The organism is Caulobacter sp. SLTY (genome assembly GCF_009905535.1).
GTDB lineage: Bacteria > Pseudomonadota > Alphaproteobacteria > Caulobacterales > Caulobacteraceae > Caulobacter.
The window spans coordinates 146,400-173,202 of sequence record NZ_JAAALA010000003.1 but is presented as its reverse complement, the minus strand read 5'-3'; the positions used below and the strand labels follow the sequence as shown (position 1 = coordinate 173,202).

General features: G+C 69.1%; 30 protein-coding genes and 1 riboswitch. Of the genes, 16 read left to right on the top strand and 14 right to left on the bottom strand.

The genetic code is table 11. The annotated features are described in order from the left end of the window. The 4 genes from GVN21_RS02975 to GVN21_RS02960 form a co-directional block, all read left to right on the top strand. A partial coding sequence (locus GVN21_RS02975) for a hypothetical protein (protein ID WP_205689890.1) occupies positions 1–291 on the top strand: 291 nt, incomplete at its 5' end. A gap of 113 nt (positions 292–404) precedes the next feature. After that, entirely contained in the window at positions 405–1,028 is a 624-nt protein-coding gene (locus GVN21_RS02970) for a TetR/AcrR family transcriptional regulator (protein WP_205689889.1), read from the top strand. Continuing rightward, positions 1,025–1,618: an SRPBCC domain-containing protein gene (locus GVN21_RS02965; protein WP_166573208.1), complete on the top strand. Its 594-nt coding sequence runs from the start codon at positions 1,025–1,027 to the stop codon at positions 1,616–1,618. Before GVN21_RS02970 ends, GVN21_RS02965 begins: the two co-directional genes overlap by 4 nt. 12 nt (positions 1,619–1,630) lie before the next feature. Continuing rightward, on the top strand, positions 1,631–1,975 hold the full coding sequence (locus GVN21_RS02960) for a hypothetical protein (protein WP_166573207.1): 345 nt from the start codon (positions 1,631–1,633) through the stop codon (positions 1,973–1,975). Here the strand turns inward: GVN21_RS02960 and GVN21_RS02955 are convergent. The 3 genes from GVN21_RS02955 to GVN21_RS02945 all read right to left on the bottom strand — a co-directional run bounded on the left by GVN21_RS02955 (position 1,972) and on the right by GVN21_RS02945 (position 4,885). After that, positions 1,972–3,258, bottom strand: coding sequence for an adenylosuccinate synthase (locus tag GVN21_RS02955; protein WP_166573206.1), 1,287 nt, complete (start codon positions 3,256–3,258; stop codon positions 1,972–1,974). The two genes, GVN21_RS02960 and GVN21_RS02955, sit on opposite strands and share 4 nt — an antisense overlap. Before the next feature lie 112 nt (positions 3,259–3,370). After that, positions 3,371–4,039, bottom strand: coding sequence for a hemolysin III family protein (locus tag GVN21_RS02950; RefSeq protein ID WP_166573205.1), 669 nt, complete (start codon positions 4,037–4,039; stop codon positions 3,371–3,373). A gap of 177 nt (positions 4,040–4,216) precedes the next feature. Next, entirely contained in the window at positions 4,217–4,885 is a 669-nt protein-coding gene (locus tag GVN21_RS02945; protein ID WP_166573204.1) for a glutathione S-transferase family protein, read from the bottom strand. Positions 4,886–5,029: 144 nt separating this feature from the next. On the opposite strand from GVN21_RS02945, the gene GVN21_RS02940 reads away from it, so the two are divergent. Then, complete coding sequence (locus GVN21_RS02940; protein WP_166573225.1) at positions 5,030–6,049, top strand: ribonucleotide-diphosphate reductase subunit beta; 1,020 nt, start codon at positions 5,030–5,032, stop codon at positions 6,047–6,049. A gap of 209 nt (positions 6,050–6,258) precedes the next feature. Continuing rightward, entirely contained in the window at positions 6,259–7,047 is a 789-nt protein-coding gene (locus GVN21_RS02935; RefSeq protein WP_166573203.1) for an enoyl-CoA hydratase-related protein, read from the top strand. A 222-nt stretch (positions 7,048–7,269) separates the two neighbouring features. Here the strand turns inward: GVN21_RS02935 and GVN21_RS02930 are convergent, their stop codons facing one another. Beyond that, positions 7,270–9,591 (bottom strand): PAS domain-containing sensor histidine kinase, encoded by a 2,322-nt coding sequence (locus GVN21_RS02930; protein WP_166573202.1) that lies wholly within the window; start codon positions 9,589–9,591, stop codon positions 7,270–7,272. Positions 9,592–9,671: 80 nt separating this feature from the next. Here GVN21_RS02930 and GVN21_RS02925 point away from each other — a divergent pair, with 80 nt between their 5' ends. Genes GVN21_RS02925 through GVN21_RS02915 form a run of 3 tightly spaced genes read left to right on the top strand, consistent with a single transcriptional unit; the run spans position 9,672 to position 10,880 of the window. Then, on the top strand, positions 9,672–10,097 hold the full coding sequence (locus tag GVN21_RS02925) for a metallopeptidase family protein (RefSeq protein ID WP_240902721.1): 426 nt from the start codon (positions 9,672–9,674) through the stop codon (positions 10,095–10,097). Next, entirely contained in the window at positions 10,097–10,441 is a 345-nt protein-coding gene (locus tag GVN21_RS02920; protein WP_166573201.1) for a hypothetical protein, read from the top strand. Before GVN21_RS02925 ends, GVN21_RS02920 begins: the two co-directional genes overlap by 1 nt. 22 nt (positions 10,442–10,463) lie before the next feature. Then, positions 10,464–10,880, top strand: coding sequence for an SWIM zinc finger family protein (locus GVN21_RS02915; RefSeq protein WP_166573200.1), 417 nt, complete (start codon positions 10,464–10,466; stop codon positions 10,878–10,880). 162 nt (positions 10,881–11,042) lie between these two features. On the opposite strand, the gene GVN21_RS02910 is transcribed toward GVN21_RS02915, so the two are convergent. The 7 genes from GVN21_RS02910 to GVN21_RS02880 all read right to left on the bottom strand — a co-directional run bounded on the left by GVN21_RS02910 (position 11,043) and on the right by GVN21_RS02880 (position 18,373). Continuing rightward, a complete protein-coding gene (locus tag GVN21_RS02910) occupies positions 11,043–11,795 on the bottom strand; it encodes a dienelactone hydrolase family protein (RefSeq protein ID WP_166573199.1) in 753 nt (250 codons plus the stop codon). Between the two features lie 103 nt (positions 11,796–11,898). Then, complete coding sequence (gene purH, locus GVN21_RS02905; protein WP_166573198.1) at positions 11,899–13,479, bottom strand: bifunctional phosphoribosylaminoimidazolecarboxamide formyltransferase/IMP cyclohydrolase; 1,581 nt, start codon at positions 13,477–13,479, stop codon at positions 11,899–11,901. Between the two features lie 25 nt (positions 13,480–13,504). Then, positions 13,505–13,586: riboswitch (ZMP/ZTP riboswitch) on the bottom strand. A gap of 160 nt (positions 13,587–13,746) precedes the next feature. After that, the gene (locus tag GVN21_RS02900; RefSeq protein WP_166573197.1) at positions 13,747–15,459 is read right to left on the bottom strand and encodes a heparinase II/III family protein; all 1,713 of its coding nucleotides are present in this window, start codon (positions 15,457–15,459) and stop codon (positions 13,747–13,749) included. Positions 15,460–15,465: 6 nt separating this feature from the next. Beyond that, positions 15,466–16,116: a ribulose-phosphate 3-epimerase gene (rpe, locus tag GVN21_RS02895; RefSeq protein ID WP_166573196.1), complete on the bottom strand. Its 651-nt coding sequence runs from the start codon at positions 16,114–16,116 to the stop codon at positions 15,466–15,468. A 33-nt stretch (positions 16,117–16,149) separates the two neighbouring features. Continuing rightward, positions 16,150–17,433, bottom strand: a complete 1,284-nt coding sequence (locus tag GVN21_RS02890) for a transcription antitermination factor NusB (RefSeq protein ID WP_166573195.1) — start codon at positions 17,431–17,433, stop codon at positions 16,150–16,152. Between the two features lie 42 nt (positions 17,434–17,475). Further along, positions 17,476–17,856, bottom strand: a complete 381-nt coding sequence (locus GVN21_RS02885) for a cbb3-type cytochrome c oxidase subunit I (RefSeq protein WP_166573194.1) — start codon at positions 17,854–17,856, stop codon at positions 17,476–17,478. Between the two features lie 85 nt (positions 17,857–17,941). Then, entirely contained in the window at positions 17,942–18,373 is a 432-nt protein-coding gene (locus GVN21_RS02880) for a hypothetical protein (protein WP_166573193.1), read from the bottom strand. A 115-nt stretch (positions 18,374–18,488) separates the two neighbouring features. Here GVN21_RS02880 and GVN21_RS02875 point away from each other — a divergent pair, with 115 nt between their 5' ends. Both GVN21_RS02875 and GVN21_RS02870 read left to right on the top strand, forming a co-directional pair. Continuing rightward, complete coding sequence (locus tag GVN21_RS02875; RefSeq protein WP_346764212.1) at positions 18,489–18,677, top strand: DUF1674 domain-containing protein; 189 nt, start codon at positions 18,489–18,491, stop codon at positions 18,675–18,677. Positions 18,678–18,813: 136 nt separating this feature from the next. Beyond that, on the top strand, positions 18,814–19,581 hold the full coding sequence (locus GVN21_RS02870; RefSeq protein ID WP_166573191.1) for a hypothetical protein: 768 nt from the start codon (positions 18,814–18,816) through the stop codon (positions 19,579–19,581). Positions 19,582–19,596: 15 nt separating this feature from the next. Here the strand turns inward: GVN21_RS02870 and GVN21_RS02865 are convergent, their stop codons facing one another. Then, entirely contained in the window at positions 19,597–21,447 is a 1,851-nt protein-coding gene (locus GVN21_RS02865) for an arginine--tRNA ligase (protein WP_166573190.1), read from the bottom strand. 22 nt (positions 21,448–21,469) lie between these two features. Next, positions 21,470–22,126, bottom strand: a complete 657-nt coding sequence (locus GVN21_RS02860; RefSeq protein WP_166573189.1) for a Tat pathway signal sequence domain protein — start codon at positions 22,124–22,126, stop codon at positions 21,470–21,472. A gap of 181 nt (positions 22,127–22,307) precedes the next feature. Here GVN21_RS02860 and ispH point away from each other — a divergent pair, with 181 nt between their 5' ends. The 5 genes from ispH to GVN21_RS02835 all read left to right on the top strand — a co-directional run bounded on the left by ispH (position 22,308) and on the right by GVN21_RS02835 (position 26,357). Next, a complete protein-coding gene (ispH, locus tag GVN21_RS02855; RefSeq protein ID WP_166573188.1) occupies positions 22,308–23,264 on the top strand; it encodes a 4-hydroxy-3-methylbut-2-enyl diphosphate reductase in 957 nt (318 codons plus the stop codon). Positions 23,265–23,306: 42 nt separating this feature from the next. Next, entirely contained in the window at positions 23,307–24,266 is a 960-nt protein-coding gene (gene thrB, locus GVN21_RS02850) for a homoserine kinase (protein ID WP_166573187.1), read from the top strand. After that, positions 24,263–24,709, top strand: a complete 447-nt coding sequence (rnhA, locus tag GVN21_RS02845) for a ribonuclease HI (protein ID WP_166573186.1) — start codon at positions 24,263–24,265, stop codon at positions 24,707–24,709. The genes thrB and rnhA overlap by 4 nt, the downstream gene beginning before the upstream one ends. A gap of 71 nt (positions 24,710–24,780) precedes the next feature. Further along, positions 24,781–25,917: a twin-arginine translocation pathway signal protein gene (locus tag GVN21_RS02840; RefSeq protein WP_166573185.1), complete on the top strand. Its 1,137-nt coding sequence runs from the start codon at positions 24,781–24,783 to the stop codon at positions 25,915–25,917. Next, positions 25,917–26,357 carry a MarR family transcriptional regulator gene (locus GVN21_RS02835; protein WP_166573184.1) on the top strand — a complete coding sequence of 147 codons (441 nt, stop codon included), beginning with the start codon at positions 25,917–25,919 and terminating at the stop codon, positions 26,355–26,357. The genes GVN21_RS02840 and GVN21_RS02835 overlap by 1 nt, the downstream gene beginning before the upstream one ends. On the opposite strand, the gene GVN21_RS02830 is transcribed toward GVN21_RS02835, so the two are convergent. Continuing rightward, positions 26,354–26,800 (bottom strand): NfeD family protein, encoded by a 447-nt coding sequence (locus GVN21_RS02830; RefSeq protein WP_166573183.1) that lies wholly within the window; start codon positions 26,798–26,800, stop codon positions 26,354–26,356. The genes GVN21_RS02835 and GVN21_RS02830 overlap by 4 nt on opposite strands. Between the last annotated feature and the right edge of the window lie 3 nt (positions 26,801–26,803).

The window sequence follows — 26,803 nt, the reverse complement described above, 5'->3', positions numbered from 1 at the left end:
GTACCGGCCACGCCCCCGACCCCCGGAGACACCGCCGCCATGCCCGCGACTCCGGCCACGCCGGCGTCTCCTGCCGCCAAGACGACCCTGACCGCCGGCGCCACGGTGAAGGACAGCCAGGGCAACACCATCGGCACCATCGGCGCGCTCAGCGGCGCCAACGCCACCGTGATGATCGACGGCAAGGCGGTCAGCGTCGCCCAGAGCGTGCTGACCCAGACCGGCGATACCGTGGTCAGCACCCAGACCAAGGCCCAGCTGCTGGCCTCGGCCAAGCCGAGGACCAAGTAGGTCTCCGGCCGACCGGTGCAGAAGGCTCCCTGCTCCGGCGGGGAGCCTTTCGCTTGCCAGATCGTCCGAAATACGCTGTTCTTGATTGACCATTCAATCAGGAGAGACCGCCCGTGGAGCCGACCCGCGAGCGCATCCTGTTCGCCGCCATGAAGCTGTTCTCGGACAAGGGCTTCAACACCACCTCGGTGGCCGACATCCTGCGCGAGGCCGGAGCCAATTCCGGCAGCCTCTATCATTTCTTCCCGACCAAGCAGGACGTGCTGCTGGCCGTGCTGGAGATGTACCGCGACGGCATCTATCCGATGCTGCTGGCTCCGGCCTGGGAGGGGGTGGATGACGCCATCGAGCGGGTCTTCGCCCTGCTGGGCGCCTACCGCCAGATGCTGGCCGACACCGACTGCCTCTACGGCTGCCCGATCGGCTCCATCGCCCTGGAGATCCACGAGCCCGACCCGCCGGTGCGGGAAATGCTGTCGGTGAACTTCGACGGCTGGGTCCGCCACGTGAAGGGCTGCCTGGATCAGTCCAAGGATCGCCTCCCACCCGGAACCGACACCCGCAAGCTGGCGGTGTTCGTGCTGACCACCATGGAGGGCGGGGTAATGCAGGCCCGCACCCACCGCACGCTGGAGACCTTCGACGCCTCGGTCGGGATGCTGCGGAATTATTTCGACCTGCTGGCCACTGCGGCCGGCGGTCAGGCGCAGACGGAACAGACCCGGGGGACCGCATGAAGAGACTGATCATCGCCGCGCTCGCCGCTGTCCTGGCCAGCGGCGCCTTCGCGGCGGAGCCCAGCTGGCGCGACTATCCCGGCGTCGAAAACACCTCCTTTGTCGAGGCGGACGGGCGGCGCGCCCTGCAGCTTTCGGTGATCGTGCCGGCCGGCGTCGAGGAGGTCTGGGCCGCCTTCACCACCGAGGCGGGCTGGAAGACCTGGGCCTCGCCCAGCGCCTTCATCGATTTTCGGGTGGGGGGCTCGCTGGAGACCAGCTACAGCGTCGGGGCGGCAAAAGGCGACCCCAACAACATCATCAACCGGATCGAGGCCTATGTGCCCGGCCGGATGCTGGCCATACGCAACATCCAGACGCCCAAGGGTTTCCCCGCCGCCGAGGCGTTCGGCCAGACGGTCACGGTGCTCGAGTTCGCCCCCGCCGGCGACAAGCAGACCCGGGTCACACTGACCAACCTCGGCTACGGCCAGGGCGCCGACTTCGACACCGCCTACCGCCATTTCGAATGGGGCAATGCCTACACCCTCGATGGGCTGCGGCGGCGCTTCCAGGACGGCCCCAAGTCGTGGGCCAAAGCCAAACCATAAAGGGGGACTGACATGAACCGCAGTGCGCTTATCCGTGCGACGCTCATTGGCACGGTGCTTCAGCTGGCGATGGTGATCGCCGGCCACTTCGTTCCGGCCATCGCCCAGCAGTTCGCCATCCTCGGCATGCTGATCTCGCTGGTCGCCGGCCTGCTCTACGTCCGCGCGGCCCGCGGCGGCTGGGGCGACAGCCTGATCGGCGGCCTGATCGCCGGGGCGGTCTGCGCCTTCCTCGGCATCCTGGTCAGCTACCTGCTGAAGGACGTCACCGTTGACATCCTGTGGATGGGCACGGCCGGCTCCGCCGTCGCCGGCCTGATCGGCGGCGCCATCGGCAAGCTGGTGTTTGCCCGCTAGTCCTGGAACGGATCCCTGAGCAGGATGGTGTCATCCCGCTCGGGGCTGGTCGACAGCAGGGCCACCGGGGCGCCGATCAGTTCCTGGATGCGGCCGACATACTTGACCGCATTGGCAGGCAGGTCGCGGAAGCTCCGCGCGCCCGCAGTGCTCTCGCTCCAGCCGGGCAGCTCCTCATAGATCGGCTCTACCGCCGCCTGGTCGCGCAGGCCGGCCGGCAGGTAGTCGATCTCCTGGCCGTGCAGCCGGTAGCCGATGCAGACCTTCAGGGTCTCCAGCCCGTCCAGCACGTCCAGCTTGGTCAGGGCGATGCCGTTGATGCCGTTGATCGCCACGCTCTGGCTTACCAGCACGCTGTCGAACCAGCCGCAACGCCGTCCCCGGCCGGTGTTGGTGCCCACTTCGCGGCCGACGGTGGCCAGGTGCTGGCCCACCGCGTCGTTGAGCTCGCAGGCGAACGGCCCCTCGCCCACACGGGTGGTGTAGGCCTTGACGATGCCCAGCACATAGCCCGGCCCCTGCGGCCCCATGCCGGACCCCGCCGCCGCCTGGCCGGCCACGGTGTTGGAGGAGGTGACGAACGGATAGGTGCCGTGGTCGACGTCCAGCAGGGCGCCCTGCGCCCCCTCGAACAGGATCCGCTTGCCCGCCCGCCGCATCTCGTCGAGCAGCTTCCAGGCCGGCCGCGCATAGGGCAGCAGCTTGGGCGCCAGGTCCATGAGGGCGTCGTACAGTTGGGCCGGATCAGCCTCCGGCACGCCCAGACCCCGGCGCAGCGGGCCGTGGTGGCTCAGCAGCCGCTCGATCTTGGGCTTGAGCGATTCCGGATCGGCCAGGTCGGCCACCCGGATTGCGCGCCGCCCGACCTTGTCCTCATAGGCCGGTCCGATGCCCCGCCCGGTGGTGCCGATCTTCTGGGTCGAGGCGGCTTCCCGCGCCTGGTCCAGGTCCCGGTGCAGCGGCAGGATCAGGCAGGCATTGTCGGCCAGCACCAGCACCTCCGGGGTGATCGCCACCCCCTGGCCGCCGATGGCCTCGATCTCGCCCAGCAGATGCCAGGGATCGACCACCACGCCATTCCCGATGACGGAGAGCTTGCCCTGCACCACCCCGCTAGGCAGCAGGGCCAGCTTGTAGACCTTGCCGTCGATGACCAGCGTATGGCCGGCGTTGTGCCCGCCCTGGAAGCGGACCACGACCTCGGCCCGGTCGCACAGCCAGTCGACGATCTTGCCCTTGCCCTCGTCGCCCCACTGGGCGCCGACCACGGTGACGTTGGCCATGGATACGATCCTTCCACCCGCCGGGAGACTTCAGCCGGCCCTTCGACGGGTGCTCGGCGGGCTGAAGGGGATCAGATTGGGCCCGTAAAGAGGGCGCGGGGTGTGTAGCCCCTCAGGCCCGGTAATACAACACCACCCCGGTCATGATCGCTGCGTACTGCACCCCCGCGCCGGCCAGCACGAACCCGTGCCAGATCGCCCGCCGGTAGGTCAGCGTCTTCCTCACATAGAAGATCACCCCCAGCGAATAGACCAGCCCCCCGACCCCCAGCAGGATCATCCCGGCCAGCGACACCGCCGCGACCATCGGTCCGATGGCGATCAGCACGATCCAGCCCAGCGCCAGGTACAGCGCCACCCAGATCCCCCGCCCCAGACCGGGCAGGAACAGCTTGCCCACCACCCCGGCCGCCGCCAGCGCCCAGACCGCCACGGTCATTGCGACCGACCAGGTCCCGGTCAGGCTCTGCGTGGTGAAAGGCGTGTAGCTGCCGGCGATCATCAGGAAGATGCCGGCATGATCCAGCCGCCGCAGGAACGGCCGGTTCTCAGGGCGCGCCATGTTGTAGGCGATCGAGAAGCTCAGCATCAGCGCCAGGCAGATCCCGTAGATCGCAACGGCGAATACCTGCCCTATCGTCCCGAACCCGATGGACAGCCCAAACAGCGTGCCGGCGCCGGCGATCGCCAGGACCAGCCCGACGATATGCACCCACTTATCGGCCTCCCGCGCGCCCTTGCTCGGGTAGTGGTCGGCATCGTGGAAGGGCTCTGCGGTCATCGAGGGGAAGAAGCCAAATGCTCGGCGCGTGGTCAACCGCCTAACAGTCCTCCCCCCTCGGGGGAGGTGGCCGCCGCGCAGCGGCGGACGGAGGGGGTCCTCCACCGGCGGGAGGGGACCCCCTCAGTCGCCCCTGCGGGGCGACAGCTCTCCCGAAGGGGGAGCAACTGCTTAGCCTCAGACCTCCGACAGCGCGTCCCAGCCTTCCTCAAACGGATAGCGTTCGTCCCAGAAAGCCGTCAGCCGGGGATCGACGTCCACTCGCCTGACCACCTCCCCCAGCCTCGGCGCGACCTGATAGAACCGCTCCCGCCTGGGCCGGTATCGGCTGGTCACCGTCACGAACAGGTCCAGCACGGTCATCTCATCGCCCAGGATGTAGCGCGCCGGATCGGTCTGCGCCTCCATGACCCCCCAGTTGTGGGCGATCCGCTCGTTGGTCCGCCGCAGCAGGAAATCCTGGCTGGCGGCGTCCGGCGCCACCCGCGCCGGGTCGTCCCTCTGCCAGTAGAAGGCGTAGATGGACGAGGCCACGAAGCTCATCCAGCGCAAAAACGCCGGCCGCCTGGGATCGTCCAGCCCCGGCGACAGCCCGCTCTCCGGATGGCTGTCGGCCAGCCAGATCAGGATCGCCGCCGCCTCGGTCATCACCTCGCCGCCGGGAAGCACCACCGCCGGCACCTGCCGCATCGGATTGACCGCGGCGATCCGCTTCAGCGCCGACTCGCCCCCGTCCCAGCTGGCCCCCTCTATCACCTCGTAGGGCAGGCCCAGCAGGGTCAGCGCCGCCTCGACCGAGACACTGCCCGATCCTGCGGCGCCGAAGACGGTAAACGCTTTATCCACATTCGCCCCCAACAATTGGTGCCCGTGACAACCGATCACACTAGATTTGGTATCGAGAGAGTCCGATAACCTTGGCGGACTGTCCGATAAAACCGATTCAAGCGCTACCGGAGTTCCGTCTTGGCCCAGCTCATCACCCCCAAAATGCCCGGCCTGATGACCCCCTCCATCGGCTACAAGCCGTTCCGCTATCCCTGGGCCTATGACTTCTGGAAGAAGCAGCAGCAGGTCCACTGGATGCCCGAGGAGGTTCCGCTCGGCGAGGACCTCAAGGACTGGGCCGCCAACCTCAACGACAAGGAGCGCAATCTGCTGACGCAGATCTTCCGCTTCTTCACCCAGTCGGACGTCGAGGTCGCCGACAACTACATGGAGCGCTACGGCCGGATCTTCAAACCGACCGAGGTGAAGATGATGTTGGCCAGCTTCGCCAACATGGAGACCATCCACATCGCCGCCTACGCCCTGCTGCTCGAGACCATCGGCATGCCGGAGAGCGAATTCGGCGCCTTCATGGAATACGAGGCCCTCAAGGCCAAGCACGACTACATGCAGCAGTTCGGCGTCGATTCGAACGCCGACATCGCCCGGACGCTCGCCATGTTCGGCGGCTTCACCGAGGGCCTGCAGCTGTTCGCCAGCTTCGCCATGCTGATGAACTTCCCGCGCTTCAACAAGATGAAGGGCATGGGCCAGATCGTCAGCTGGTCGGTCCGCGACGAGAGCCTGCACTGCGAGGGGATCGTCAAGCTCTACCACGCCTTCAACGCCGAGACCCAGTGCGTCACCAAGTCGGTGGCCGATGACATCGTCGACTGCTGCAAGACGGTGGTGGGTCTGGAAGACCGCTTCATCGACCTGGCCTTCGAGGCCGGCGAGGTCCAGGGCATGACGCCCGAGGACATCAAGGCCTACATTCGCTTCATCGCCGACTGGCGCCTGCGCCAGTTGCACCTGCCGGAGGTCTACGGCGTGAAGGAGAACCCGCTGCCCTGGCTGCAGAGCCTGCTCAGCGGCGTCGAACACGCCAACTTCTTCGAGGCCCGCTCGACGGAGTACTCCAAGGCCGCCACCAAGGGCCAATGGCACGGCAGTGACGGCGTCTGGGGCCAGTTCGACAGCCTGATGGCCAAACGCCACGAGAACCTGCTGCCCGCCGAATAGGCGGCAACCCACAAAATCGGGGATCTTGGCGCCCCCCTCCCTGAGGGAGGGGGTAGGGGGAGGGTTTACGGTGTCGGCAGCGTAAACCCTCTCCCTCCCACCGCTTCGCGGCGGGTCCCTCCCTCTCCCTCAGGGAGAGGGTTTGGAATAGTCGGCCCCGAGCGCATATGCGATTGATCTTCGCACGAGGGAGAGGGACGGAGAGAACGATGACCTACCAGACCCTCCTCCTCGACACCCCCGCCCCCCACGTCCTGCGGGTCAGCTTCAACCGCCCCGAGGTCCGCAACGCCCTCAACACCCAGATGGCGCGCGATGTGCTCAGCCTGTTCCAGGCCCTTATCCTCGACCCAGCCGACCACCGCTGCCTGATCCTCACCGGCGCGGGCGAGCAGGCCTTCTGCGCCGGCGGCGACCTCAAGGAGCGCAACGGCATGACCGATGCGGCCTGGCGGGCCCAGCATGTCCTGTTCGAACAGGCCTTTTACGCGCTGATGGACTGCCCGGTCCCGGTGATCGCCGCGGTCAACGGCTCGGCCTTCGGCGGCGGCGCCGAGTTCGCCCTGGCTTGCGACTTCATCCACGCGGCCGACACCGCCCGCTTCGCCCTGACTGAGACCCGCCTGGGCATCATCCCCGGCTGCGGCGGCACCCAAAACCTGCCTCGTGCGGTCGGGGCGCGGAGGGCCAAGGAACTGATCCTCACCGGCCGCCCCTTCACCGCCGCCGATGCCGCTGACTGGGGCATGGTCAACCGCGTCTGGCCGGCCGCCGAACTGGCGCAAGGCGTCCTGGAAACCGCCACAGCCATAGCCGTCGGCGGCCCCATCGCCGTCCGCCAGGCCAAACGGGCGATCAGCTTAGGGATCGAGACCGACCTTAAGACGGGCCTGGCCCTGGAAGTCGAAGCCTACAACCGCACCATCCCCACTGAGGATCGGCGGGAGGGGGTGGCCGCGTTCAACGAAAAGCGGCCGGCGCGTTTCACGGGGGCCTGATCCCCCTCTCTGCTACCGCTCATCCCGGCGAATGCCGGGATCCAGATCGTAAAGCTCTATGGCCGGTGTGCGTGCCCCTGGGCACGGCTCTGAAGGTTCGCGCCGTGCCTAAAGGCACGAGTTCTACTCGCCGGCGCCCTATGATCTGGATCCCGGCATTCGCCGGGATGAGCGGTAGAGATAAGGGATGGGGAACGGGAAAAGAGAAGCACCAAAGCCCCCCTAAAGCCCCAACTCCCGCTGCTCCGCATCGATCTGCGCCGCTTCCGGCAGGTGCAGCGTAAACACCGACCCCGCCCCTGGCTCGCTCTCCAGCGCCACCCAGCCGCCGTGCAGTTCGACCAGCGACTTGACCAGCGCCAAACCCAGCCCCGGCCCGCCCCGATCCCGCCCGACGAACCGGTCGAAGATGTGGGCCTGCACATGGAAGGGGATCCCCCGCCCGGTGTCGGCCACGCTGATCCGCACCTCGCCCAGGGCCCGCCGCGCGGTCAGGGTCACGCTGCCTCCGGGCGGCGTCTGCCGCACCCCGTTCTCGACCAGATGATCCAGCACCTGGGCGAACCGCTTGGGATCGCCCCGGATCAGCCCGACCTCGTCATCGCAATCCACCGTCAGGGCGATCTGCCCGCTCTCGGCATGGCGCGACCAACGCTCGGCCGTCTCGGCCAGCAGTTCGCAGACCCGCACATCGGCCACCTCGAGCGCGATCTCGCCGCTGTCGATCGCCGCGATATCCAGCACATCGTCGATCGACCGGCCCAGCTGGGTCCCCGCCGACCGCACCGCCGCCAGATAGTTGCGCGCCCGCTCCGGCAGCGCCTCGCCCATCCGCTCGAGCAGTTCGGAATAGCCGATGATGGTGGTCAGCGGCGTGCGCAATTCGTAGGACACATTGCCCACGAACTCCCGCTTCAGCCGCTCGGCCTCGGCCAGGGCGCTCTCCCGGTCCGCGAGGGCGCCTTCCAGCCGCCGGGTGTCGGTCACATCGTCGAAGGCGATCAGGGTCGCCCCATCCGGCAACGGCCGCGACTGCCAGGAGACGATCCGGCTGTCGCTGGTCCGCACCTCGCCGGACGCCGGGGCCCGCGCCTTGGGGTCCGGATCGGCGATCCGTCCTTTCAGTTCGCTCCAGAACAGCTGGTCATGCAGCCGCGGCAGGCAGCGCTCGACCACCTGCTCGAAATCCACCGGCCCGTCGAGTTCCGCCGCCGGAATGTTCCAGAACTCCGCGAAGGCCTCGTTATGCAGCCGGATCAACCCGTCCGAGCCGAACACCGCCACCGCGTCGTTCAGCTTGTCCAAGGTCGCCTGCTGCACCTGGATGAAGGCGTTGTACCGTGCCTTCAATTTCAGCTCGTCGGTGATGTCGCTGAACAGCAGCAGCACCCCGCCCAGGGGGTGGGGCTGGTGCACCACCCGCAGTGTCCGTCCATCCGGCAGGCTCCACAGGTCGTCCACCTCGGCCTTCAGCGACTCGTACCGCGCCAGCTCCCGCGCCTTCCAGCCGGCATAGTCGGCCGTCTCCGGCAACCGCCGCCGCTGGCGCAGCCGGTCCAGGATCTCCCCATGGGTCGGCGCATCGGCCAGCCAGGCCGGCTCCAGCCCCCACACGGTGGCGAAGGCGGTGTTGTGGAAGGCCAGCTTGCGGTCGCGGCTGAAGATGGCGACTGCTTCCTCGATATGGTTCAGCGTCTCGTCGTGCGCCTCGACGTGCTTCTTCAGCGCCTCGCGGATATCCTCCGCCTCGGTCAGGTCGCGGGCGCTCAGGGCCACGTCCCCGCCCTCCAGCGGCACCGCCCGCAGCCTGTAGGCCCGCCGCCGGCCATTGACGGTGATCCGCTTGACCGCCTCGCGCCGCTCGCCCTCGACGGCGGCTTCCCGCGCCAAGGCATCCGTCTCCGGGTCCAGGCTCAGCTTCCGTTCGACCGCATCGGCCAGGTCGGCGGCGCCCACCGCCTCCAGCCAGGCCCGGTTCGCCCACTGCACCGCCCCGTCGGCCGAGGCGATCCAGGCCGGCTCCCCCTGCCCATCCAGGAAGGCGCCGAGCCGCGCCGCCGTCGGCAACGCCGCCTCTCCGGCCGCCAGCGCCGTCAGCCGCAGCCAAGCCTGAGCCCCCGCAGCCCGGCCCTCGACCGAGATGGCTCCAAACGGCCCCCGCGCCTCAAAGGCGCAGGCCTCGCCTTTGTCGATCAGCGCCCGCAGGCGCCGCGCATGGTCGGCGTCCGCCGCGATCATCGCTTCCAGCAGGCCCTGGGCGTCATCCTCCTCCAGGTCGAATGCGGCGGCGCAGGCGGCGTGCGCCTCCTCGCCGGAGGCCAGCCGGGCCCGGCCATCGTCGATCACCACCAGGGCGCAGTCGAAGGCTTCGGTCGAGGCCCGCGCCGCCTCCGATCCGCTGGCCAGCCGGTCGATCCGGGCTTCCAGCTCGGCGGCGCGCGCGTCTCCGGCCCTGCGCTGGGCCACCGCCCACAGGGTCGCGCAGATCGCCAGGCTGACCGAGCCGGCGGCCGCTGCGGCGATCAACAGGTCGTCAGGACCCAAAGCTCAAAGCCCCTCGAATCACGAATTCACCATAGGCCAGTAACCTGCTTCGGGCGAACAGCACGCTGGCGATTGACCGTATGCGCCGCCATATCAGACGCATGAACGACTGGACCGACAAAGCCGCCCCCTCGCTCGACGATTTCGCCGTCCTCGCCCAGGCCGCCTTCGACAGCCTGCCTGAGCCTTTCCGAGGCCTGGCCGCCGAGGCCGTGGTCCGCATCGACGACTTCGCCGACCAGGAAACCCTCGATGCGCTAGGCATCGAGGACGTCTTCGAACTGACCGGCCTCTACCATGGCGTCGACCTCGGCGAACGCTCGGTGATCGGCCCCGCCCCCATGCCGCCCCGCGTCTTCCTTTACCGCCGCCCCATCCTCGACGAATGGGCCGAACGCGGCGACGTCACCCTGGGCGAGCTGGTCACCCACGTCCTGATCCATGAAATCGGCCACCACTTCGGCCTCTCGGACGACGACATGCACCGGGTCGAGGACGAAGCGTGATGTGGCAGGCCGCGTCGATCATCCTGATCTGCATCGCGGCCGTCTCGGGCGGTATTGGTCTCCTGATTCTGGGCGGCACGAGCGTGGTCGTCGACGCGACCATCCGGCAGATGGTCGCGACCAAGCAGTTGAGCGAGGATCACCTGGACATGGTCAAGCCCGTCCATGGCGCGGACGGCCCGGAGTATGATGACGAGCGGCTCTACTCTTCGAAACTCTACGCCATCGACAACCCTTCGCTCCAGGCGACCCTGCGCGTCTCGCAGAAGGTCGTGATCATCGCCTTTGCCATCTGCGGCGTCAGTATCGCCGGTCTGCTTGCGATCCACGCGGCCAAACCGTGAACGAATCGGCTAGAATCCCGCCATGCCCCAGCTGTTCGACATCCCCGCCCTCACCGAGGGCATGCCCGAGGCCCGGGTCATGCGCGGCGAAAACTATTTCGCCCACGGATGGGTGGAGTTGGTCGACTACGGCCCCGCCGGGGTGCTGGCCCATGTGATGGGCGAGCGGGGCATCGCCTATGTGGTGGAAATGAAGGCCGCCGACGGGCGCGGGGCAGGGTGCACTTGCCCGGACTTCCAAGATTCCAAGCTGACCTGCAAACACATCGTGGCGACGGCCCTGAAGGCCAACGCGGTCGAGGATGCTGATTTAAGGGACGCGGCCCAACGCATTCTGCGGCTGCGGGACATGCTCGACATGGAGGGCCGCGACAACGCGGACGACCTGGCCGCAAGGGCGCGGCGGGATCCGGCGTTGCTGAAGGAACTAGAGGGGTAGGGGCCTCTGTTCCGTCATCCCGGAAAGCGCGCAGCGCTTATCCGGGACCCAGGGGTGACAGATCGCCGGCCCCAAAAGCCGCGTTGGATAGTGAGGTTACGCCCTCCTGGGTCCCGGCTCTCCGCGCTTCGCGCTACGGCCGGGATGACGGGAAAGGGGTTATCAAACCGCCCCCAAAAACCCCCCAAACCGCGCCACATTCTCCCGAAACAGCCCCTCGTCCCGCCGCATCGGGGTCACCATCAGTAACCCCTCCTGCGGCTGGTCGAACGCATGCGTCCCCTCGACCACAACCGTCTCCACCGCGCACCCCGACGCCCGCGCCCGCGCATAGGCCGCCTCGTGCAGCTTCGGCGCCCCCAGGTGGTCGCGCCGCGCCGCCACCCCCAGCACCTTGGGCCGATACCGCCAATCCCGCTTGGCCGCCCGCGTCCCGAACCCGACATAGGGATAGTTGAGGAACAGCCCGCTAACCCCGTCCAGCAGCCCCGGCCCCGCCCCGCCGATCCGCGCCTCGGCCGGGCTCTCCAGCGCCATGGTCATCAAATCCATGATCGCCCATCCACCATGGCTCCAGCCGGCCAGAACCACCCGGGAGGTATCCACGTCCGGCCGCTGCTCCATCCCATAGATCGTCGCCAGCACATCCCCGGCCCGTTCGAACCCCCAGAACCGCGTGCCGGTGCAGACCAGCGACAGACCATAGGCCCGGCTCCAGCCCCGCGGCGCGTAGCTATCGACGATCACCGACCGCCAGCCAGCCCGCGTCGCCTCCGCCGCATAGTCGGCCAGATGCGGCTGCACCCCGCCACAGCCGTGGAAGAGCAGCGCCACCGGCCGCCGCTCAGCATCGTCCGGCCCATGGACCGTCGCGTGCGGCGAGAGCCTGTTCCACCGGGACTCAAGCGTATCCATGCCGATCCGACCCCCTTGCTTTCGATGAGCCTACGAAAAGCGGGGCCAGAATGCAAGTGAATGCTCACTCACTATCTCGGAGAGGCGTTGTCGGCTGTTTTACTTAGTGGCGGAACACCCGGATGCCCGTGAACACCATGGCGATCCCCGCCGCATCGGCCGCCGCGATCACCTCCGCGTCCCGCATAGATCCGCCGGGCTGGATCACCGCCGTGGCGCCGGCCTCAGCCGCCTGGATCAGCCCGTCCGCGAACGGGAAGAAGGCTTCCGAGGCGCAGGCGCTGCCCTTCAGGTCCAGGCCGAAATCGGCGGCGCGGATCGCCGCGATGCGCGCGCTGTCCTTGCGGTTCATCTGCCCGGCCCCGACGCCCAGGGTCTGGCCGCCTTTGGCAAAGACAATCGCGTTGGACTTCACATGCTTGGCCACGGTGAAGGCGAACAGCATGTCGCGGACTTCCTCGTCAGTCGGCGCCCGTTGGGTGACCACCTTCAGGTCCGCCGCCGTCAGCCGGGCGATGTCGCGCGACTGCACCAGGAACCCGCCCGAAACCGATCGGAACACCTCGCCCTTGGAGAAGGCGTCCGGCATCCCGCCGGTGACCAGCAGCCGCAGGTTCTTCTTGGCCTCGAACACCGCCACCGCGTCCTCGTCGGCCTCCGGGGCGATCACCACCTCGGTGAAGGTCTCGCAGACCTGCTCGGCCGTGGCCCGGTCCAGCCGCCGGTTGACCGCCACGATGCCGCCGAAGGCCGACACGGGGTCACAGGCCAGCGCCCGCGCGTACGCTTCCTTCAGATCGGCGCCGAGGCCGACACCGCAGGGGTTGGCGTGCTTGACGATGATACAGGCCGGCTCGGTGAACTCCGCCGCCAGTTCGAACGCCGCGTCGGTGTCGGCGATGTTGTTGTAGCTGAGCTCCTTGCCCTGCAGCTGCCGGGCGTTGGCCACGCCGGGCCGCTGCTCGCCGGTGACATAGAAGGCCGCCGACTGGTGTGGGTTTTCGCCGTAACGCAGCGTCTGGCGCAACTCCCCGCCGATCGCCCGCCGGGCCGAGGCCGCCTCGCCGATCTGCCCGGCGAACCAGCCGCTGATCGCGGCGTCATAGGTCGCGGTGCGGGCAAAGGCGCGGGCCGCCAGGTCCTTGCGCAGGCTGAGTGTGGTGCCCCCGGCCTTCAGCGCCTCGACCACCCGCGCCATGTCTTCCGGCGCCGTGCAGACGGCGACATAGCCGTGGTTCTTGGCCGCCGAGCGGATCATCGCCGGCCCGCCGATGTCGATGTTCTCGACACAGGTTTCGAAGTCGCCCCCGGCCGCCACCGTGGCCTCGAACGGATAGAGGTTCACATAGAGGATATCGATGCCGCCGATCCCATGCTCGTCCATCGCCGCCTTGTGGCTGTCGGCCCCGCGTACCCCTAGCAGGCCGCCGTGGACGATGGGATGCAGGGTCTTCACCCGCCCATCCATCATCTCCGGAAACCCGGTCAGGTCGGCGACGTCCTTCACCGGCAACCCGGCCGCCGCGATCGCCCCCTTGGTGCCCCCGGTCGAGACCAGTTCGACCCCCAGGTCGTGCAAAGCCTGGGCCGTCTCGATCAGCCCGGTCTTGTCACTGACGGAGATCAGCGCGCGTTTGGCGACGACCAGGTCGGGGGAGGGCGGAAAATCGGGGGCGGCGGGCATGGCGGACTCCGGCTCTGGAAAAGAGAGGTCTCGCCCAGGCGCGCGGCAGATGGCGTCGTCAGCTCCCCGGTGGTGACCCACCTCGTGCGCCAGTCGCTGAGACGAGGCGGCTCTTACAGGAAGAGCGGGGGAGTCGCCATGGGGAAAGGGTGCCCGCGCAAGCGGGCTCCCTGTCCCCGGTCAGCACAGGCGGTTGGATCGCGCTCCGGTCCAACCGTTTGCGCAAACCGGGGACAGGAACACCGCTGCGCGGTGATCCGGTCCCCATCACCCCTCAGCCCTCGACATCTTCCACCGGATCCGCCCGCCGACATCCACCCGCACCTGCCCGGTCAGCACCACTTGGCTCGAGCGCCTCGGGCGGCCGTGTTCGAAGTGGGCGCTGGGTTCGATGGAGACCTCGATGGCGTCGTTGCGCAGCCACCAGCCCTGGTCCGAGGGGCCGCGCAGCAGCACGCTCTTGCCGTCGCGGGCCAGGCTGGCGCGGGCGTCGGGGTGCAGGTGGAAGCGGACCTTGAAGGGCAGGTAGCGGCGCGGGCCATCCTCGGGCGGCCCCTCGACCATCGGGCGGAAGGCGTCCTCGCCGCGCAGTTCGCCGGCCGCCAGGTCCAGGTAGAGGCGTCGGTCATGAATCAGCCCGTAGGCTGGCGCCCAACCGTCATGGCTGCATTCCAGCCAGACCCCGGCCTCGGCGTCATGGCGGCGCACCTCCACCTGCCGGGCGGCGCCCTCCAGGCGGGGGCCGACCCCCCAGGCGGTCAGGCCGCGCAAAGGCTCTCCCGCCGACCCATCAGCCAGCGAGGCGGTCGAGGCGCCGTCGGTCAGCCGCAGGGCCTGGGGCGCCGCGGCGTCCGGGCTCCAGGCGCAGCCGGTGACCAGCCGGTCCTGCCCGGCCAGGATCTCGATGGCCAGGGTCTGGGCGCAGGCCGTGGCGCTCCACACGCCCTTGGCGGCCGCCCCCCCGTCGAGGATGACGCTCAATCCGGCCCCGTCCAGCCGGTAGTAGCCACCATGCGGCGCCTTGAGCGGCGGCGGGCCGGCGTCCTCCTCATGGGCCAGGGCGGCGGCGATCCGCTGAGCCCCCACCGCCTCCCCGCCCTGGAAGCTGGCCAGCCGGCCGTCGGGCAGGGTGAAGAATCGCGTCGCGGCGCTGAGCCGGTCGATGGCCCGGTTCATCTCGTCCGGCCCGGCCTGGCCCTTCTGGTGCAGGGCCTCGTCCAGGGTCATCAGGTCGAACAGCAGTTCGAGCCCGGCTTCGGGACTACGCGAGGCGTGGACCCCGTCGGAGGCCACCGCGCCCGGCAGGTCGCGCTTCAACGCCGACATCGCCTTGTCGATCAGCTGCTCGCCCGCCTCCCCCGCCAGGGCGCAGCCGGCGATGCCGACCACCGTCATCCGCTGGAGGGCCCGCTCCGGCTCGACGGTGATCTCGGCCAGGTGCCGCGCCTGGCGCACCAGGTCGGCGGCCAGCAGGGCCCGCTCGGCGTCGCTGGCCACCGCGCTCAGCCGCCGGGCCGCGCAGGCCAGATTGAACACCCGCCGCTCCAGGCAGGTCGGCCCCCAGGAAAACCCGTTCCAGCGCCCGAATACCCTCCGCCAGTCGGCGACCAGCCGCAGGGCCGCCCGCGCTCCTTCTTCCTCCTGCGTCAGCAGGTCGTGCAGCCAGCCCATCCGGTGCAGGGCCACGGCGAAGGCGCGGTCGGGGCTGGGCTTGTCGAAGGGATCGCCCCCGGCCCCGACGTTCATCCGCGTCCCGGCCAGGTCGAAGATGCCGGCCAGCAGCCGGCGCCCCTCGGCCGGATTGGTCGGCCGTCGGTCGCGCGGATTGGCGGCAAACCCCTCGGGCAGGGGCCGGGCCAGCAGCATCCGGTGCAGCGGATTGCCGAACCACTCCCGCTCGCCCTGGCGGCGGGCCGCCCCCGCCCAGCCCTGCAAAACGGTCAGCGCCGGCCCGGCGATATCACGGCGTGGCGGCTTCACCCCGCCCTAGCCTCTAAGGGCGGCGATATTGCCCGCATAAGCGTCCGGCCCGCCCTTGAACACCGCCGAGCCGGCAACCAGCGCCGTGGCCCCCGCGGCGATGCACTGAGGCGCGGTGATCGCGGTCACCCCGCCATCGACCTCCAGGATGATGTCCTTGCCGCTGGCGTCGATCATCGCCCGCAGCCGCTCGATCTTCTTCAGCTGGGAGGTGATGAAGCTCTGGCCGCCGAAGCCCGGGTTGACGGTCATGACCAGCACCAGGTCGACGTCGTCCATCATGTATTCGATGACGTCCGGGGAGGTGGACGGGTTGAACACCACCCCCGCCTTGGCGCCCAGCTCTCGGATGCGTTTGAGCGTCCGGTTCAGGTGCGGCCCGGCCTCGGGATGGACGCTGAGAATGTCGGCCCCGGCCTCGCGGAAGGCCTCCAGGTAGGGATCGACCGGCGCCACCATCAGGTGGACGTCGAAGGGGATGCTGACGTGCGGCTTGAGGGCGCGCACTACGTCGGGGCCGATGGTGATGTTGGGCACGAAGTGGCCGTCCATCACATCGACATGCAGCCAGTCGGCCCCAGCCGCCTCGACCGCGCGGGCCTCTTCGCCGAGCCGCGAAAAGTCCGACGCCAGAATGGATGGCGCGATGATCGTCATGAGGGCAGGCTTAGCGGAGTCGGCCGCCGGGGGCTAGGCTCGCGCCAGCCGGGCGATGAAGAACCCGTCCTGGCCGCCCTCGCGCTGGTGAGGGAGCAGGCGCAGCCACCCTTCGGGCGTAAGGGAGGTTTCCGGAGCGCCGCCCTCGCCGGGGGCGCAGGGTTCGGTGACGAAGCCGGGGTTGCGGGCCAGGAAGGCGCGGACCTGGTCCTCGCCCTCCTCGGGCTCCAAAGAGCAAACGCAATAGACCAGCCGTCCGCCCGGGGCGACGCGGGCGGCGGCGCTGTCCAGCAGCCGGGTCTGTACGGCCGCCAGCTTGGCGATATCGCCCGGCCGGGCGGCCCACAGCACGTCCGGATGGCGACGGAAGGTGCCGGTGGCCGAGCAGGGGGCGTCGAGCAGCACGGCGTCGAAGGTCCGCGTGTCGGCCCAGGCGCCGGCGTCGGCGGCCACCACCTCAGCGGTCAGGCTCATGCGGGCCAGATTCTCGCTCACCCGCTTGAGCCGCTCGGCGCTGCGATCGACGGCGACCGTCGCGGCCCCGGCGGCCGCCAGCTGCAGGGTCTTGCCCCCCGGCGCGGCGCAGAGATCGACGGCGGTTTGTTCGGCATTGGCGTGCAGCAGCCGGGCAGGGATGGCGGCGGCCGCGTCCTGCACCCACCAACGGCCTTCGGAGAAGCCCGGCCACAGCGAGGGATCGCCCCGCTGAGCCACGCGCAGAGTCCCGCCGGGAAGGGCCTGGGCCTCCAGCTCGGCGGCCAGGATCTCGATGTCCCCGTTCTCGCGGACGGTCAGATCGGTGGCCGGCTCGGCGGCGATCTCGGCGGCGATGGCGCGAGCGGCCTCGGGGCCCCAGGCGGCTTGCCAGCGGGCCAGGAGCCAGGGCGGGGCCAGGGTCTCGGGATCGTCGGCCGGCGCCCCGTCGCGCAGCAGGCCGCGCAGCACCGCATTGACCAGGCCCTTGAACGGCCGGGTCGCCTTTTCCCGATCGGCCAGCTCGACGCTGGTCGAGACGGCGGCGTGGTCGGGGGTGTCGAACCAGAACAGCTGGGCCACGCCCAGCCGCAGCAGGCTGCGCACGCGCGCCGGCGGCTCGCGGGTCAGCTTGGGCGACAGCAGGCGGTCGATGGATCCGAGGCGGCGCAGAGTGGCCAGCGTCAGGGCGCGCGCAAAGGCGCGGTCGCGGGCGTCCAGCCGCTGCAGGGCGCCGGCCCCGGCGGCCTCGTCGATGCCGCCCCGGCGTTCCAGGGCGGCCTCCAGCAGGGTGAGGGCCGCGCGGCGGGCGGCCAGGTCGTCAGCAGGCGATACGTCGGTCACGCCCGCCTCCTGAGCCTGAACGGCCCCGGAGGCAATGCAAAACTAGGCCGGGGCCTTGCGCCAGTTGCCCACCACGGCGGCGATGAACAGCAGCAGGCCCAGGATCGTCGGCAGTTCGGCGGCCATCATCACCTGGCCGGTCATCTTCTGCATCAGAACCTGCGGCAGCAGGACGCCCATCAGCACCGCGCCGATCGTCGACAGACCAAAGTTGGCCCAGGCCAGCTTCGGCGAGTAGCGCACGCCGGGCAGGGCGTAGAACCCGCCCATGATCGACAGGGTGACCCAACCCAGCAGGTTGAGGTGGGCGTGGGCCGGGCTGAGGCTGTGATCGCCGGTCATGCCCATATGGGTGCCCCAGGCCATGCCGCACAGGGCGGCCAAGGCGGCGGCTGTAAAGAAGGCGACGGATACGCGCGGCATGATCTTCCCCCGAAGATTGCGAAAAAATAGGAGGCGGTCCCCCTCGGAACCGCCCCCTCAAGTTGAGCAGCGTTCTTTCAGCCGATCAAGCGGCGGCGGCGAGGCGGTCCCGCGTCATGCGCCCGGCGAAGACGTTCCGGCGCAGGCCGATGACCACGGCGCCCGCGAAAGCGACAAAGCCGAAGATGGTGGCAAGAGCGCCGAGGCTGATCAGCGGCACGACCTGCGGCAGGGGCAGGGTCTGGCTGAGCGCCAGGGCCAGGCCGGAGGACATGCAGACGACGCCGATAGTATTCAGCGTGTAGTTGGTCGCCACCAGCCAACCTGGGGTATCGCGGCCGAGCACGGCGTAGTAGGTCCCCATCACCGCCAGGCTGAGCCAGCCGAGGAGGTTCAGGTGGGCATGTCCGGGCGAGGTGGTGAAGTCGTGGGTGATCGACATGTACAGCCCCCAGTTCACCCCGATGAGGATGAAGACGGTTGCGGTGGCGAAAAACACATAAGGCCAGCGTGACATGGTTGTAATCTTTCTCTATTGTTCGAGTTATTGTTGGGAGGCGGCATAGACCAAGATGGCTCACTCTTCGCAAGACGGCGTTCAATTAAATCTTGGTCAGGAAGACCATCTCCCTGTGGAGGTTCCTGGCGCGGCTCCGGGCAAGGTGCTGACCCCGGCCGCGAAGCGGGCGCTTGAGGAAGCTCAGGTCCGCCGCGAGGCGGAGGCCGCCGTGGCGCGGCCGGCCGAAGAGGGGGGTCCCGCCGGGCCGGAACCGACCCGCTTCGGCGACTGGGAGCGCAAGGGAATCGCCGTCGATTTCTGACGGGTCTTAACGGACGCGGTTAAATTACCCGCCGCAGGCAGGCGCCGGGCGCGCGGGCATCGCCTGTAAGGCGCAGGCGGTCGCCCGCCGGGGGAGCGGGGCGTAGCGTTCCCGGCTCACGCGAAGGATTGCCGCCATGGCCCGTTCGACCACCCCCCTGATCCTCGCCCTGGGCGCCATTTTGCTGACGCCGACCCTGGCTGTCGCGGCCGACCGCTACGGCGCCGAACGGGCCGTCGAAGCCCAAGGCGGCCAGGCCTACGCCTCCTGCCACACGGGCCAGATCGTCGAGCGCGACGAGCGACGGGAGGGCGCCGACTGCTACTACCCCGTCGATCCGCGCGAGGGCGAGGTCTACGGCGAGCGCCGCGAGACCGGCGGCGGTCTCTATGCCGGCCCGCCCCCCGAAGACCATGGCTACGACGACCGCTACGAGGACGAATACGGCGAGGGCTACGAGCGCGAGAGCGGCTATCGCTATGCCGACGAGCGCCGCTACGACGAGGGCTACCGCTACGAGGCCGGATACGACGAGCGCTGGACCGAAGAGGACGAGCGTTGGGATCGCCAGGACGAGACCTACGCCTACCGGGCTGAGAAGCGGCGCCACAAGACCTGCCAGCCTCGCTTCGACGAGCGCGGCCGTGCCGTCGAGACCTGCGGCGAGGTCCGGCTGAGCGACAGCTTCTTCTGGGGCGGCGGCGGGGTTGGGCCGGAGTATATCGATGCCGGGGGCGGCGGTGGCGGTGTGGTCTACGCCGGCGCGGGGGCGTCTGCCTCTGCCTCAGCCTCGGCCCAGGCCAGCGTCGGCGTCAGCATCCGCATCGGCGGCGGCAAGCGCGGCCATGGCGGTGGTAAGCCGGGTCATCCGCCGAAGGGCGGCGGCTGCTGCAAGAAGCACTGACCGCGAAGGCGGCTCCTACATCCGGTCCGGCGTCTCGATACCCAGCAGGTCCAGCGCCAGCTCCAGCTGGCCCAGGGTCGTCGACACCAGGCGCAGGCGAGAGCCGCGCACCGCCTCGTCCTCGGCGGTGAGGATCGGGCAGGCCGCGTAGAACTTCGAATAGGCCTGGGCCAGCTTGAAGACGTGCTCGGCGATGAAGTTGGGGGCCTTCTTGTCGTAGGCCTCGGTCAGGGCGGTGTCGAAGGCGTCGAGCAGCAGGACCAGGTCCCGTTCCGCCGGCTCCTTGACCGTCACCCGTGAGGGATGGGCGTTCTCGGCCGCCGCCTTGCGCAGCACCGACTTGCAGCGCACCGCCTGATACAGCACGTAGGGTCCGGTCTTGCCCTCGAAGCTGCTGAAGCGGTCGAGGTCGAAGATGTAGCTGGTGCCGCGATAGTTGGAGAGGTCGGCGAACTTCAGGGCGGCCACCGCCACCTTCATCGCCGTGTCCTCGAACTCCTCCGGGCTCAGCTGCTCACCGAAGCCTGCCGCCTGAACCTCCTCCAGGCGCGAGCGGGCCTTGTCGCGGACCATCTCGATGAGGTCGTGCAGCTTCAGCACCCCGCCCTCGCGGGTCTTGAAGGGCTTGCCGTCCGGCCCGTTCATGGTGCCGAAGCCGATGTGCTCCAGCCCGCCCGGCTCGGCGTAGCCGGCCAGATAGGCAGCGCGGAACACCTGCTCGAAGTGCTCAGCCTGCCGCTGATCGACGCAGTAGAGGATCAGGGCCGGGTCGAAGCTCTTGCGGCGATCCAGGATGGTGGCGAGGTCGGTCGTGCCGTACATCGCCGAGCCCTCGGAGGAGACCACCAGCAGGGGGTCGGGGCTGGGGACCACCACGACCGAGCCGTCGTCCAGCTTCTTTTTCTTGGTCTCGCCGGGCTTGGCCACATGGACCACGCGGGCGCCCTGGTCCTCGACCAGCAACCCCTTCTCGGCCAGTTCTGCGACCATGCCGGCGATCAACGGATCGGCGTCGCTCTCGCCCTTCCACAGGTCGAAATCGATGCCCAGGGCATGGAACTCCCGCTCCAGCGCCACCCGGCTGACGTTGACGAAGTGGCGCCACAGCAGCCGGTAGCCGAACCGGCCGCCCTGCAACTCGGCGGTCGCCTTGCGGGCGCGGTCTCGGTAGTCGGGGTCGGTCTTGGCCTTCGCCGCGGCTTCCGGATACATCCGATCGAGGTCGGCGAGGCTGATGTGGTTGGAAAGCTCGTCCAGAACCCGCTGGCTGTCGGCCTCGGAGAAGCCGCCCGGGGCCTCGACCAGCCGCTCCATCAGCGCCCGGATGAACGGGAACTCGTCCATCGAGGCGACGATGAGCAGCCCCATCTGGAAGCCCCAGTCGCCGAAGTGGGCGTCGCCCAGCACCACGTCGCCGCGGAACCGATAGATGCGCTTGACCGCCTCACCGATGATCGAGGCGCGCAGGTGGCCCACGTGCATCGGCTTGGCCACGTTCGGCCCGGCATAGTCGACGATCACCCGGCGGCTGGCTTCCACCTCGCTCGCGCCCCGTCGCGGGTCGGCGGCGATGTCGTTGGCGCGCTGGGACAGGGCCTGGCCGCTGACCCGCATGTTGATGAAGCCGAGGCCGGCGATCTCAACCGACTGAAGCGCGGGGTTGCCGGCCAGCCGTTCGACCACGCCCTGGGCGATCTCGCGCGGCGGCTTGCCGGCCAGCTTGGCTCCGGCCATGGCGCCGTTGGACTGGAAGTCGGCCAGGTCAGGACGGTCGGAGGGCGTGACGCGGCCCAGGTGTTCGGGAACGCCCAGTTCGGCGAAGGCGGCGGCCGCCGCCTCGCCCAGGGTCCGTTTCAGATCTGTCATTAAGGTCTTCTGATCAGGTCTTCTATTCGCCGGCCTTGGGAGCGCCGGCGCCGACGCGGAAACGCTTACCGTCGCGATTGAACTCGGCCATCTGCGGGGTGACGTCGAAGCCGACCAGCACCTCGAAATTGGCGCCGCTGGTTTCCAGGTTGGCCCGCGGGATGACGATGCCCTCGATCTTCTCGGTGACCATGACGCGGTCGCTGTCGAACTTCACCGGCAGGTCGAAGTATTCCTTGGCGATCACGCCCTGGTTCCGGGTGGTGACGGCCACCCAGTAGCGATAGGTCTTGCGGTCGCCGGTCGCCTTGGGGCCCTTGCCCAGGCCGAACAGCATTTCCATGGACACCCGGATCGGCTCGTCGTCCTTGTACTCGCAGCCCGACGAAAGCCCCTGGATCTCGCCGCTGTAGATCACCGTGCCTGCGCTCTCGCGGCCGCCTTCGAACTCGATGTAGCGGCCGGCGTCGTACAGCACCTTCACATAGGGGCAGGGGCCGGCGTTGCGCAGGGCCGGCAGCGGGGCTTCCGGCTGGTTCCACTCGCGGTCGCGGGCCTTCTTGCGGCGGGCGTCTTCTTCCTGCTTGCGGTCGGCGTCGCGCGGGCGCTGCTGTGCCACCGCCGGAACGACGGACACGGCGATCACGCCGGCGAGGAGAGCGGTGAGAAGGCGGCGCATGATGGTCTCGAACTCAAAGCTGCGGGAGGACGTCCGCCCCCGACGGGCGAGCCCAGATTTGTCCTTGCTGATAAAGGCATATGCGTGACCCCGCAACGCGGGTGATCTTGTGGCGCGAAACTGGGCCGGGTTTCGTGCAGCCGCTGGCGGCGGGCGGCCGGAAAGCCTAACTAGAGGCCCAATGACCGATCACGCCGCCAAACCGCCCCTCAAGGTCCTGCTCGCCAGTCCGCGCGGCTTCTGCGCCGGCGTCGACCGGGCGATCCAGATCGTCGAGAAGGCGATCCAGAAGTACGGCGCGCCGGTCTATGTGCGGCACGAGATCGTCCACAACAAATATGTCGTCGACCACCTGAAGGCCATCGGCGCGGTGTTCGTCGAAGAGGTCGAGGAGGCTCCGTCCGACCGTCCGATCGTCTTCTCCGCCCACGGCGTGCCCAAGAGCGTGCCGATCGAGGCTCGCGAGCGGCAGATGCTGTTCCTGGACGCCACCTGCCCGCTGGTGTCCAAGGTCCACGTTGAGGCTCAGCGCCACTACAACAACGGCCGCCAGATCGTGTTGATCGGCCACAAGGGCCACCCCGAGGTGATCGGCACCATGGGCCAGCTGCCCGAGGGCGCGGTCACCCTGATCGAGGACGTGCACGACGTGGCCAGGTTCGAGCCCATCGATCCGAACAACGTCGCCTTCGTCACCCAGACCACCCTGTCGGTCGACGACACGGCCGAGATCGTCGAGGCGTTGCAGGCGCGCTTCCCGGGGATCTCGACCCCGCACAAGGAAGACATCTGCTACGCCACCACCAACCGCCAGGACGCGGTGAAGGCCATCGCCGACGCCTGCGACCTGTTGCTGGTCGTCGGCTCGCCGAACAGCTCCAACTCCGTCCGCCTGGTCGAGACCGGCAAGCGGCGCGGGGTGGCCAACGGCTACCTGATCGATACCGCCGCCGACCTGCAAGACGAATGGCTAGACGGGGTGAAGACCCTGGGCCTCACCGCCGGAGCGTCGGCCCCGGAGGTTTTGCTGCAGGGGGTGCTCGACCGGCTGCGGGAGCGGTTCGATCTGACCATCGAGGAAGTGGCGCCGACACGGGAAACGGTGACCTTCAAGCTGCCTCGGGTTCTGACCGCCTAGCGAGCCCTTGACCCGCGCCCGTCGGTCCCGCATCCCCGCGTCATGGCGGTCTATACGGACATAACCGACGAGGAGCTGAGCGGCTTCCTCGCCCTCTACGACCTGGGCGAGCCCCTGGCGTTCAAGGGCATCGCCGAGGGGATCGAGAACTCCAACTTCCTGCTGGAGACCGCCGCCGGGCGATTCATCCTGACCGTCTATGAGAAGCGGGTGAAGGCCGACGAGCTGCCCTACTTCCTGGACCTGATGGGCTGGCTGGCCGACGCGGGATTTCCCTCGGCCCGGCCGATCCCGGATCGTCAGGGCCGTGTGCTGCAGACGCTTCGTGGCAAGCCGGCCGCCCTGGCCCAGTTCCTGCCCGGCCTGTCGGCGCGGCGACCGACCGTCGCCCAGTGTCGCCAGGCGGGCGAGGGGCTGGCCTGGCTGCACCAGGCGGGGCAGGGGTTCGCCGGCCGGCGGTCCAACGACCTGGGCCAGGCCGCCTGGGCGCCGCTGTTCGCGGGGCTGGGAGATGCGGCCGAGGCGCTGAAGCCCGGGCTGTCGGCGACCATCGCCGCCGACCTGAACGCCCTCGCGGCCGCCTGGCCTTCCGACCTGCCGGCGGGGGTGATCCACGCCGACTTCTTCCCCGATAACGTTTTCTTCCGCGAGGGCCGGTTCGCGGCGGCCATCGACTTCTATTTCGCCTGCGACGATTTCCTCGCCTACGACCTGGCGGTCACCCTCAACGCCTGGTGCTTCGAGAGCAGCGGGGAGTTCAACCTGACCGCCGGCCGGGCGTTGCTGGCCGGCTACGAGGCGCGTCGGCCGCTGACGCCGGCCGAGCGGGCGGCGCTGCCGGTGCTCGCCCATGGGGCGGCGATGCGGTTCTTCCTCACCCGACTGGCCGACTGGGGCCGCACGCCCGAGGGGGCGCTGGTCAAGCCGAAGGACCCGCTGGAATACGAGCGCAAGCTGGCCGTCCACCGGGCGGGGCTGTCGCTGCTGACGGATGTCGCATGACGCCCAAGGTGCTGATCTACACCGACGGCGCCTGCCGGGGGAATCCCGGGCCGGGCGGCTGGGGCGCGATCCTGATGAGCGGCAAGCACGTCAAGGAACTCAAGGGCGGCGAGCCGGCGACGACCAACAACCGCATGGAACTGATGGCCGCCATCCAGGCCCTGGAGGCGCTGACCAAGCCCTGCACCGTCGAGCTGCACACCGACAGCAAGTATGTGCAGCAGGGGATCAGTGAGTGGCTGGCCCTGTGGAAGGCGCGCGGCTGGCGGACCATGACCAAGGGCGCGGTCAAGAACGAGGACCTGTGGCGGCGGCTCGACCAGGCGCGGCTGAAGCACACCGTCGACTGGCGCTGGATCAAGGGGCACGCCGGGCACCAGTGGAACGAACGGGCCGACGAACTGGCCCGCCAGGGGATGCTGGAAACCCTCGGAGAGGCGTGAGCGCCGCCAGGAGTTGACTTGTTCAATATTAAACGATCTAAATCGTTTAACGTTGAACAAAAGGCCGCGCCATGCATCGTCGCAACTTCATCCGCCTGATCGGCGGCGGCGCCGTCTTCGCCGCCACGGCCGGCCTCTCCGCTTGCGCCGAGGCCCCCGACCCGACCACCGCCTGGGTCTCGCCCGGCTCGTCACAGCGGGACGTCCGCCTCTACGCCCTGGCCCACGCCATCCTCGCCCCCAACCCGCACAACCGTCAGCCCTGGCTGGCCCGGCTGGATGGTGACGATCAGCTGTCGCTGTTCGTCGACCGGACCCGCCTGCTGCCGGCCACCGATCCGTTCGGGCGGCAGATCGTCATCGGCTGCGGCGCCTTCCTTGAGCTGCTGTCCATCGCCGCCAGCATCAAGGGCTATCAGGCCCAGGTCCTCCCCTTCCCCGACGGCCAGCCGGAACGCAGCTTCGACCAGCGCCCCTTCGCCCGGGTGACCTTCGTCAAGGGCGGGGCGGCCGACCCGCTTTTCCGCCACATCCTCCGCCGTCGGACGAGTCGCGATCCCTTCGCCGACCAGAAGATCCCGCGCGCAGATCTTGCCGCGCTCGAGGCCGCCGGGCTGGCGCCAGGCCTGCGCACCGGCTCGGTGTCGGGCGGGCCAGGGCTGGAGGGTCTTAAGGACATGACCAAACGCGCCTTCCACCGCGAGGTCGACACCCCCGCCGCCAACCAGGAGACCGTCGACCTGATCCGCATCGGCGCCCACGAGGTGGCCGAGCACCGCGACGGAATCAGCCTGACCGGCGCCCCCATCGAAGCGATGAAGGCGGTCGGCATCCTCACCCGCGAAAACCTGGCCAAACCGGGCACCATCGCCTTCAAGCAGAACCGGAGCTTCTGCGACCCGCTGTGCGACAGCGCCCGCGCCTTCGTCTGGATCGTCAGCCATGGCGAGGGCCGGATGCTGGAACTCGCTTCCGGCCGCGCCTACGCCCGCATGACCCTGGAGGCCACGGCCCGGCACGTCGCCCTGCAGCCGATGAGCCAGGCGCTGCAGGAGTATCCCGAGATGGCCCCGTTATTCGCCGAGTCGCTCCGCCGCACCGCCGTCCAGCCCGGCGAGCGGCTGCAGATGCTGGTCCGCGCTGGCTATGCGGCGGAGGGTCCGCCCGCGCCACGCCGGGGGCTGGCCGCGCACCTGAGGGCCGCCTGATGGCCGCCCGCAGCCGCCCGGACGTCGAGGTGCTGACCGAGATCGGCATCATCGCCCAGCTGTCCAACGCCGCCCTGGAGCGCAGCCTGCCGGCGGGGATGAGCGCCGCCCAGTTCGGGGTGCTGACCCACTTCATGCGCCGGGGCGGGGCCGAGAGCCCGGCCCAGCTGGCCTCCGCCTTCCAGGTCACCAAGGGGGCGATGACCAACACCCTCCAGCGGCTGGAGGCCCAGGGCTTCGTGGCCATCGAGGGCGACGCCGCCGATGGGCGCAAGAAAAAGGTCTCGCTCACCACCGCCGGTGCGAAAGCCTACGAGGCTGGCCTGCAATCGCTCCGTCCACGGATGGAGGGATTCCGCGAGGCCTTCACCGACGCCGAATTCGCCGCCGCCCTGCCGTTCCTGACGGCGCTGCGCAAGTGGATGGACGAGAACCGCTAGGCCGCCTTCACCCGCAGGCTTGCCGCCGACAGCACCTCGACCACCTGCACCGCCTTGCCGGGGATCAGCGCATCGTCGCTCAGCGCATCCCATTCCTTGCCCTCGACCTGCACCCGGCCGCGCCCCTCGGCGAAGATGCTTGCCGCCTCGCCGCGCAGGCCGATCAGGCGGGTGATGTTGTCGTTGATGTCCGGTCCCGATCCGGAGATGTCGCGCGGCAGGTAGCGTCGCGCGGTCACCGTCGCCAGGATGGTCAGCACCGCATAGATCACCAGGTGGATGGCGATGTTGGCTGGCAGCACCAGCGTCAGCAGGGCGGTTACGGCGGCGGTGACCGCCGGCCACAGCATCCAGCCGGTGCCGGTCGACAGCTCGGCCGCCAGGATCACCGCTCCCAGGGCCAGCCAGAACCACACCGCATGATTGGCATAGAGCGCGTCCATGAT

Excerpts from the sequence above, each read along its gene's own strand:
- GVN21_RS02965 (WP_166573208.1), top strand. The coding sequence starts at position 1,025 with ATGAAGAGACTGATCATCGCCGCGCTCGCCGCTGTCCTGGCCAGCGGC.
- GVN21_RS02960 (WP_166573207.1), top strand. The coding sequence starts at position 1,631 with ATGAACCGCAGTGCGCTTATCCGTGCGACGCTCATTGGCACGGTGCTT.
- GVN21_RS02955 (WP_166573206.1), bottom strand. The coding sequence starts at position 3,258 with ATGGCCAACGTCACCGTGGTCGGCGCCCAGTGGGGCGACGAGGGCAAG.
- GVN21_RS02950 (WP_166573205.1), bottom strand. The coding sequence starts at position 4,039 with ATGACCGCAGAGCCCTTCCACGATGCCGACCACTACCCGAGCAAGGGC.
- GVN21_RS02940 (WP_166573225.1), top strand. The coding sequence starts at position 5,030 with ATGCCCGGCCTGATGACCCCCTCCATCGGCTACAAGCCGTTCCGCTAT.
- GVN21_RS02935 (WP_166573203.1), top strand. The coding sequence starts at position 6,259 with ATGACCTACCAGACCCTCCTCCTCGACACCCCCGCCCCCCACGTCCTG.
- GVN21_RS02925 (WP_240902721.1), top strand. The coding sequence starts at position 9,672 with ATGCGCCGCCATATCAGACGCATGAACGACTGGACCGACAAAGCCGCC.
- GVN21_RS02920 (WP_166573201.1), top strand. The coding sequence starts at position 10,097 with ATGTGGCAGGCCGCGTCGATCATCCTGATCTGCATCGCGGCCGTCTCG.
- GVN21_RS02915 (WP_166573200.1), top strand. The coding sequence starts at position 10,464 with ATGCCCCAGCTGTTCGACATCCCCGCCCTCACCGAGGGCATGCCCGAG.
- GVN21_RS02910 (WP_166573199.1), bottom strand. The coding sequence starts at position 11,795 with ATGGATACGCTTGAGTCCCGGTGGAACAGGCTCTCGCCGCACGCGACG.
- purH (WP_166573198.1), bottom strand. The coding sequence starts at position 13,479 with ATGCCCGCCGCCCCCGATTTTCCGCCCTCCCCCGACCTGGTCGTCGCC.
- rpe (WP_166573196.1), bottom strand. The coding sequence starts at position 16,116 with ATGACGATCATCGCGCCATCCATTCTGGCGTCGGACTTTTCGCGGCTC.
- GVN21_RS02885 (WP_166573194.1), bottom strand. The coding sequence starts at position 17,856 with ATGCCGCGCGTATCCGTCGCCTTCTTTACAGCCGCCGCCTTGGCCGCC.
- GVN21_RS02880 (WP_166573193.1), bottom strand. The coding sequence starts at position 18,373 with ATGTCACGCTGGCCTTATGTGTTTTTCGCCACCGCAACCGTCTTCATC.
- GVN21_RS02870 (WP_166573191.1), top strand. The coding sequence starts at position 18,814 with ATGGCCCGTTCGACCACCCCCCTGATCCTCGCCCTGGGCGCCATTTTG.
- GVN21_RS02865 (WP_166573190.1), bottom strand. The coding sequence starts at position 21,447 with ATGACAGATCTGAAACGGACCCTGGGCGAGGCGGCGGCCGCCGCCTTC.
- GVN21_RS02860 (WP_166573189.1), bottom strand. The coding sequence starts at position 22,126 with ATGCGCCGCCTTCTCACCGCTCTCCTCGCCGGCGTGATCGCCGTGTCC.
- ispH (WP_166573188.1), top strand. The coding sequence starts at position 22,308 with ATGACCGATCACGCCGCCAAACCGCCCCTCAAGGTCCTGCTCGCCAGT.
- thrB (WP_166573187.1), top strand. The coding sequence starts at position 23,307 with ATGGCGGTCTATACGGACATAACCGACGAGGAGCTGAGCGGCTTCCTC.
- rnhA (WP_166573186.1), top strand. The coding sequence starts at position 24,263 with ATGACGCCCAAGGTGCTGATCTACACCGACGGCGCCTGCCGGGGGAAT.
- GVN21_RS02840 (WP_166573185.1), top strand. The coding sequence starts at position 24,781 with ATGCATCGTCGCAACTTCATCCGCCTGATCGGCGGCGGCGCCGTCTTC.
- GVN21_RS02835 (WP_166573184.1), top strand. The coding sequence starts at position 25,917 with ATGGCCGCCCGCAGCCGCCCGGACGTCGAGGTGCTGACCGAGATCGGC.
- GVN21_RS02830 (WP_166573183.1), bottom strand. The coding sequence starts at position 26,800 with ATGGACGCGCTCTATGCCAATCATGCGGTGTGGTTCTGGCTGGCCCTG.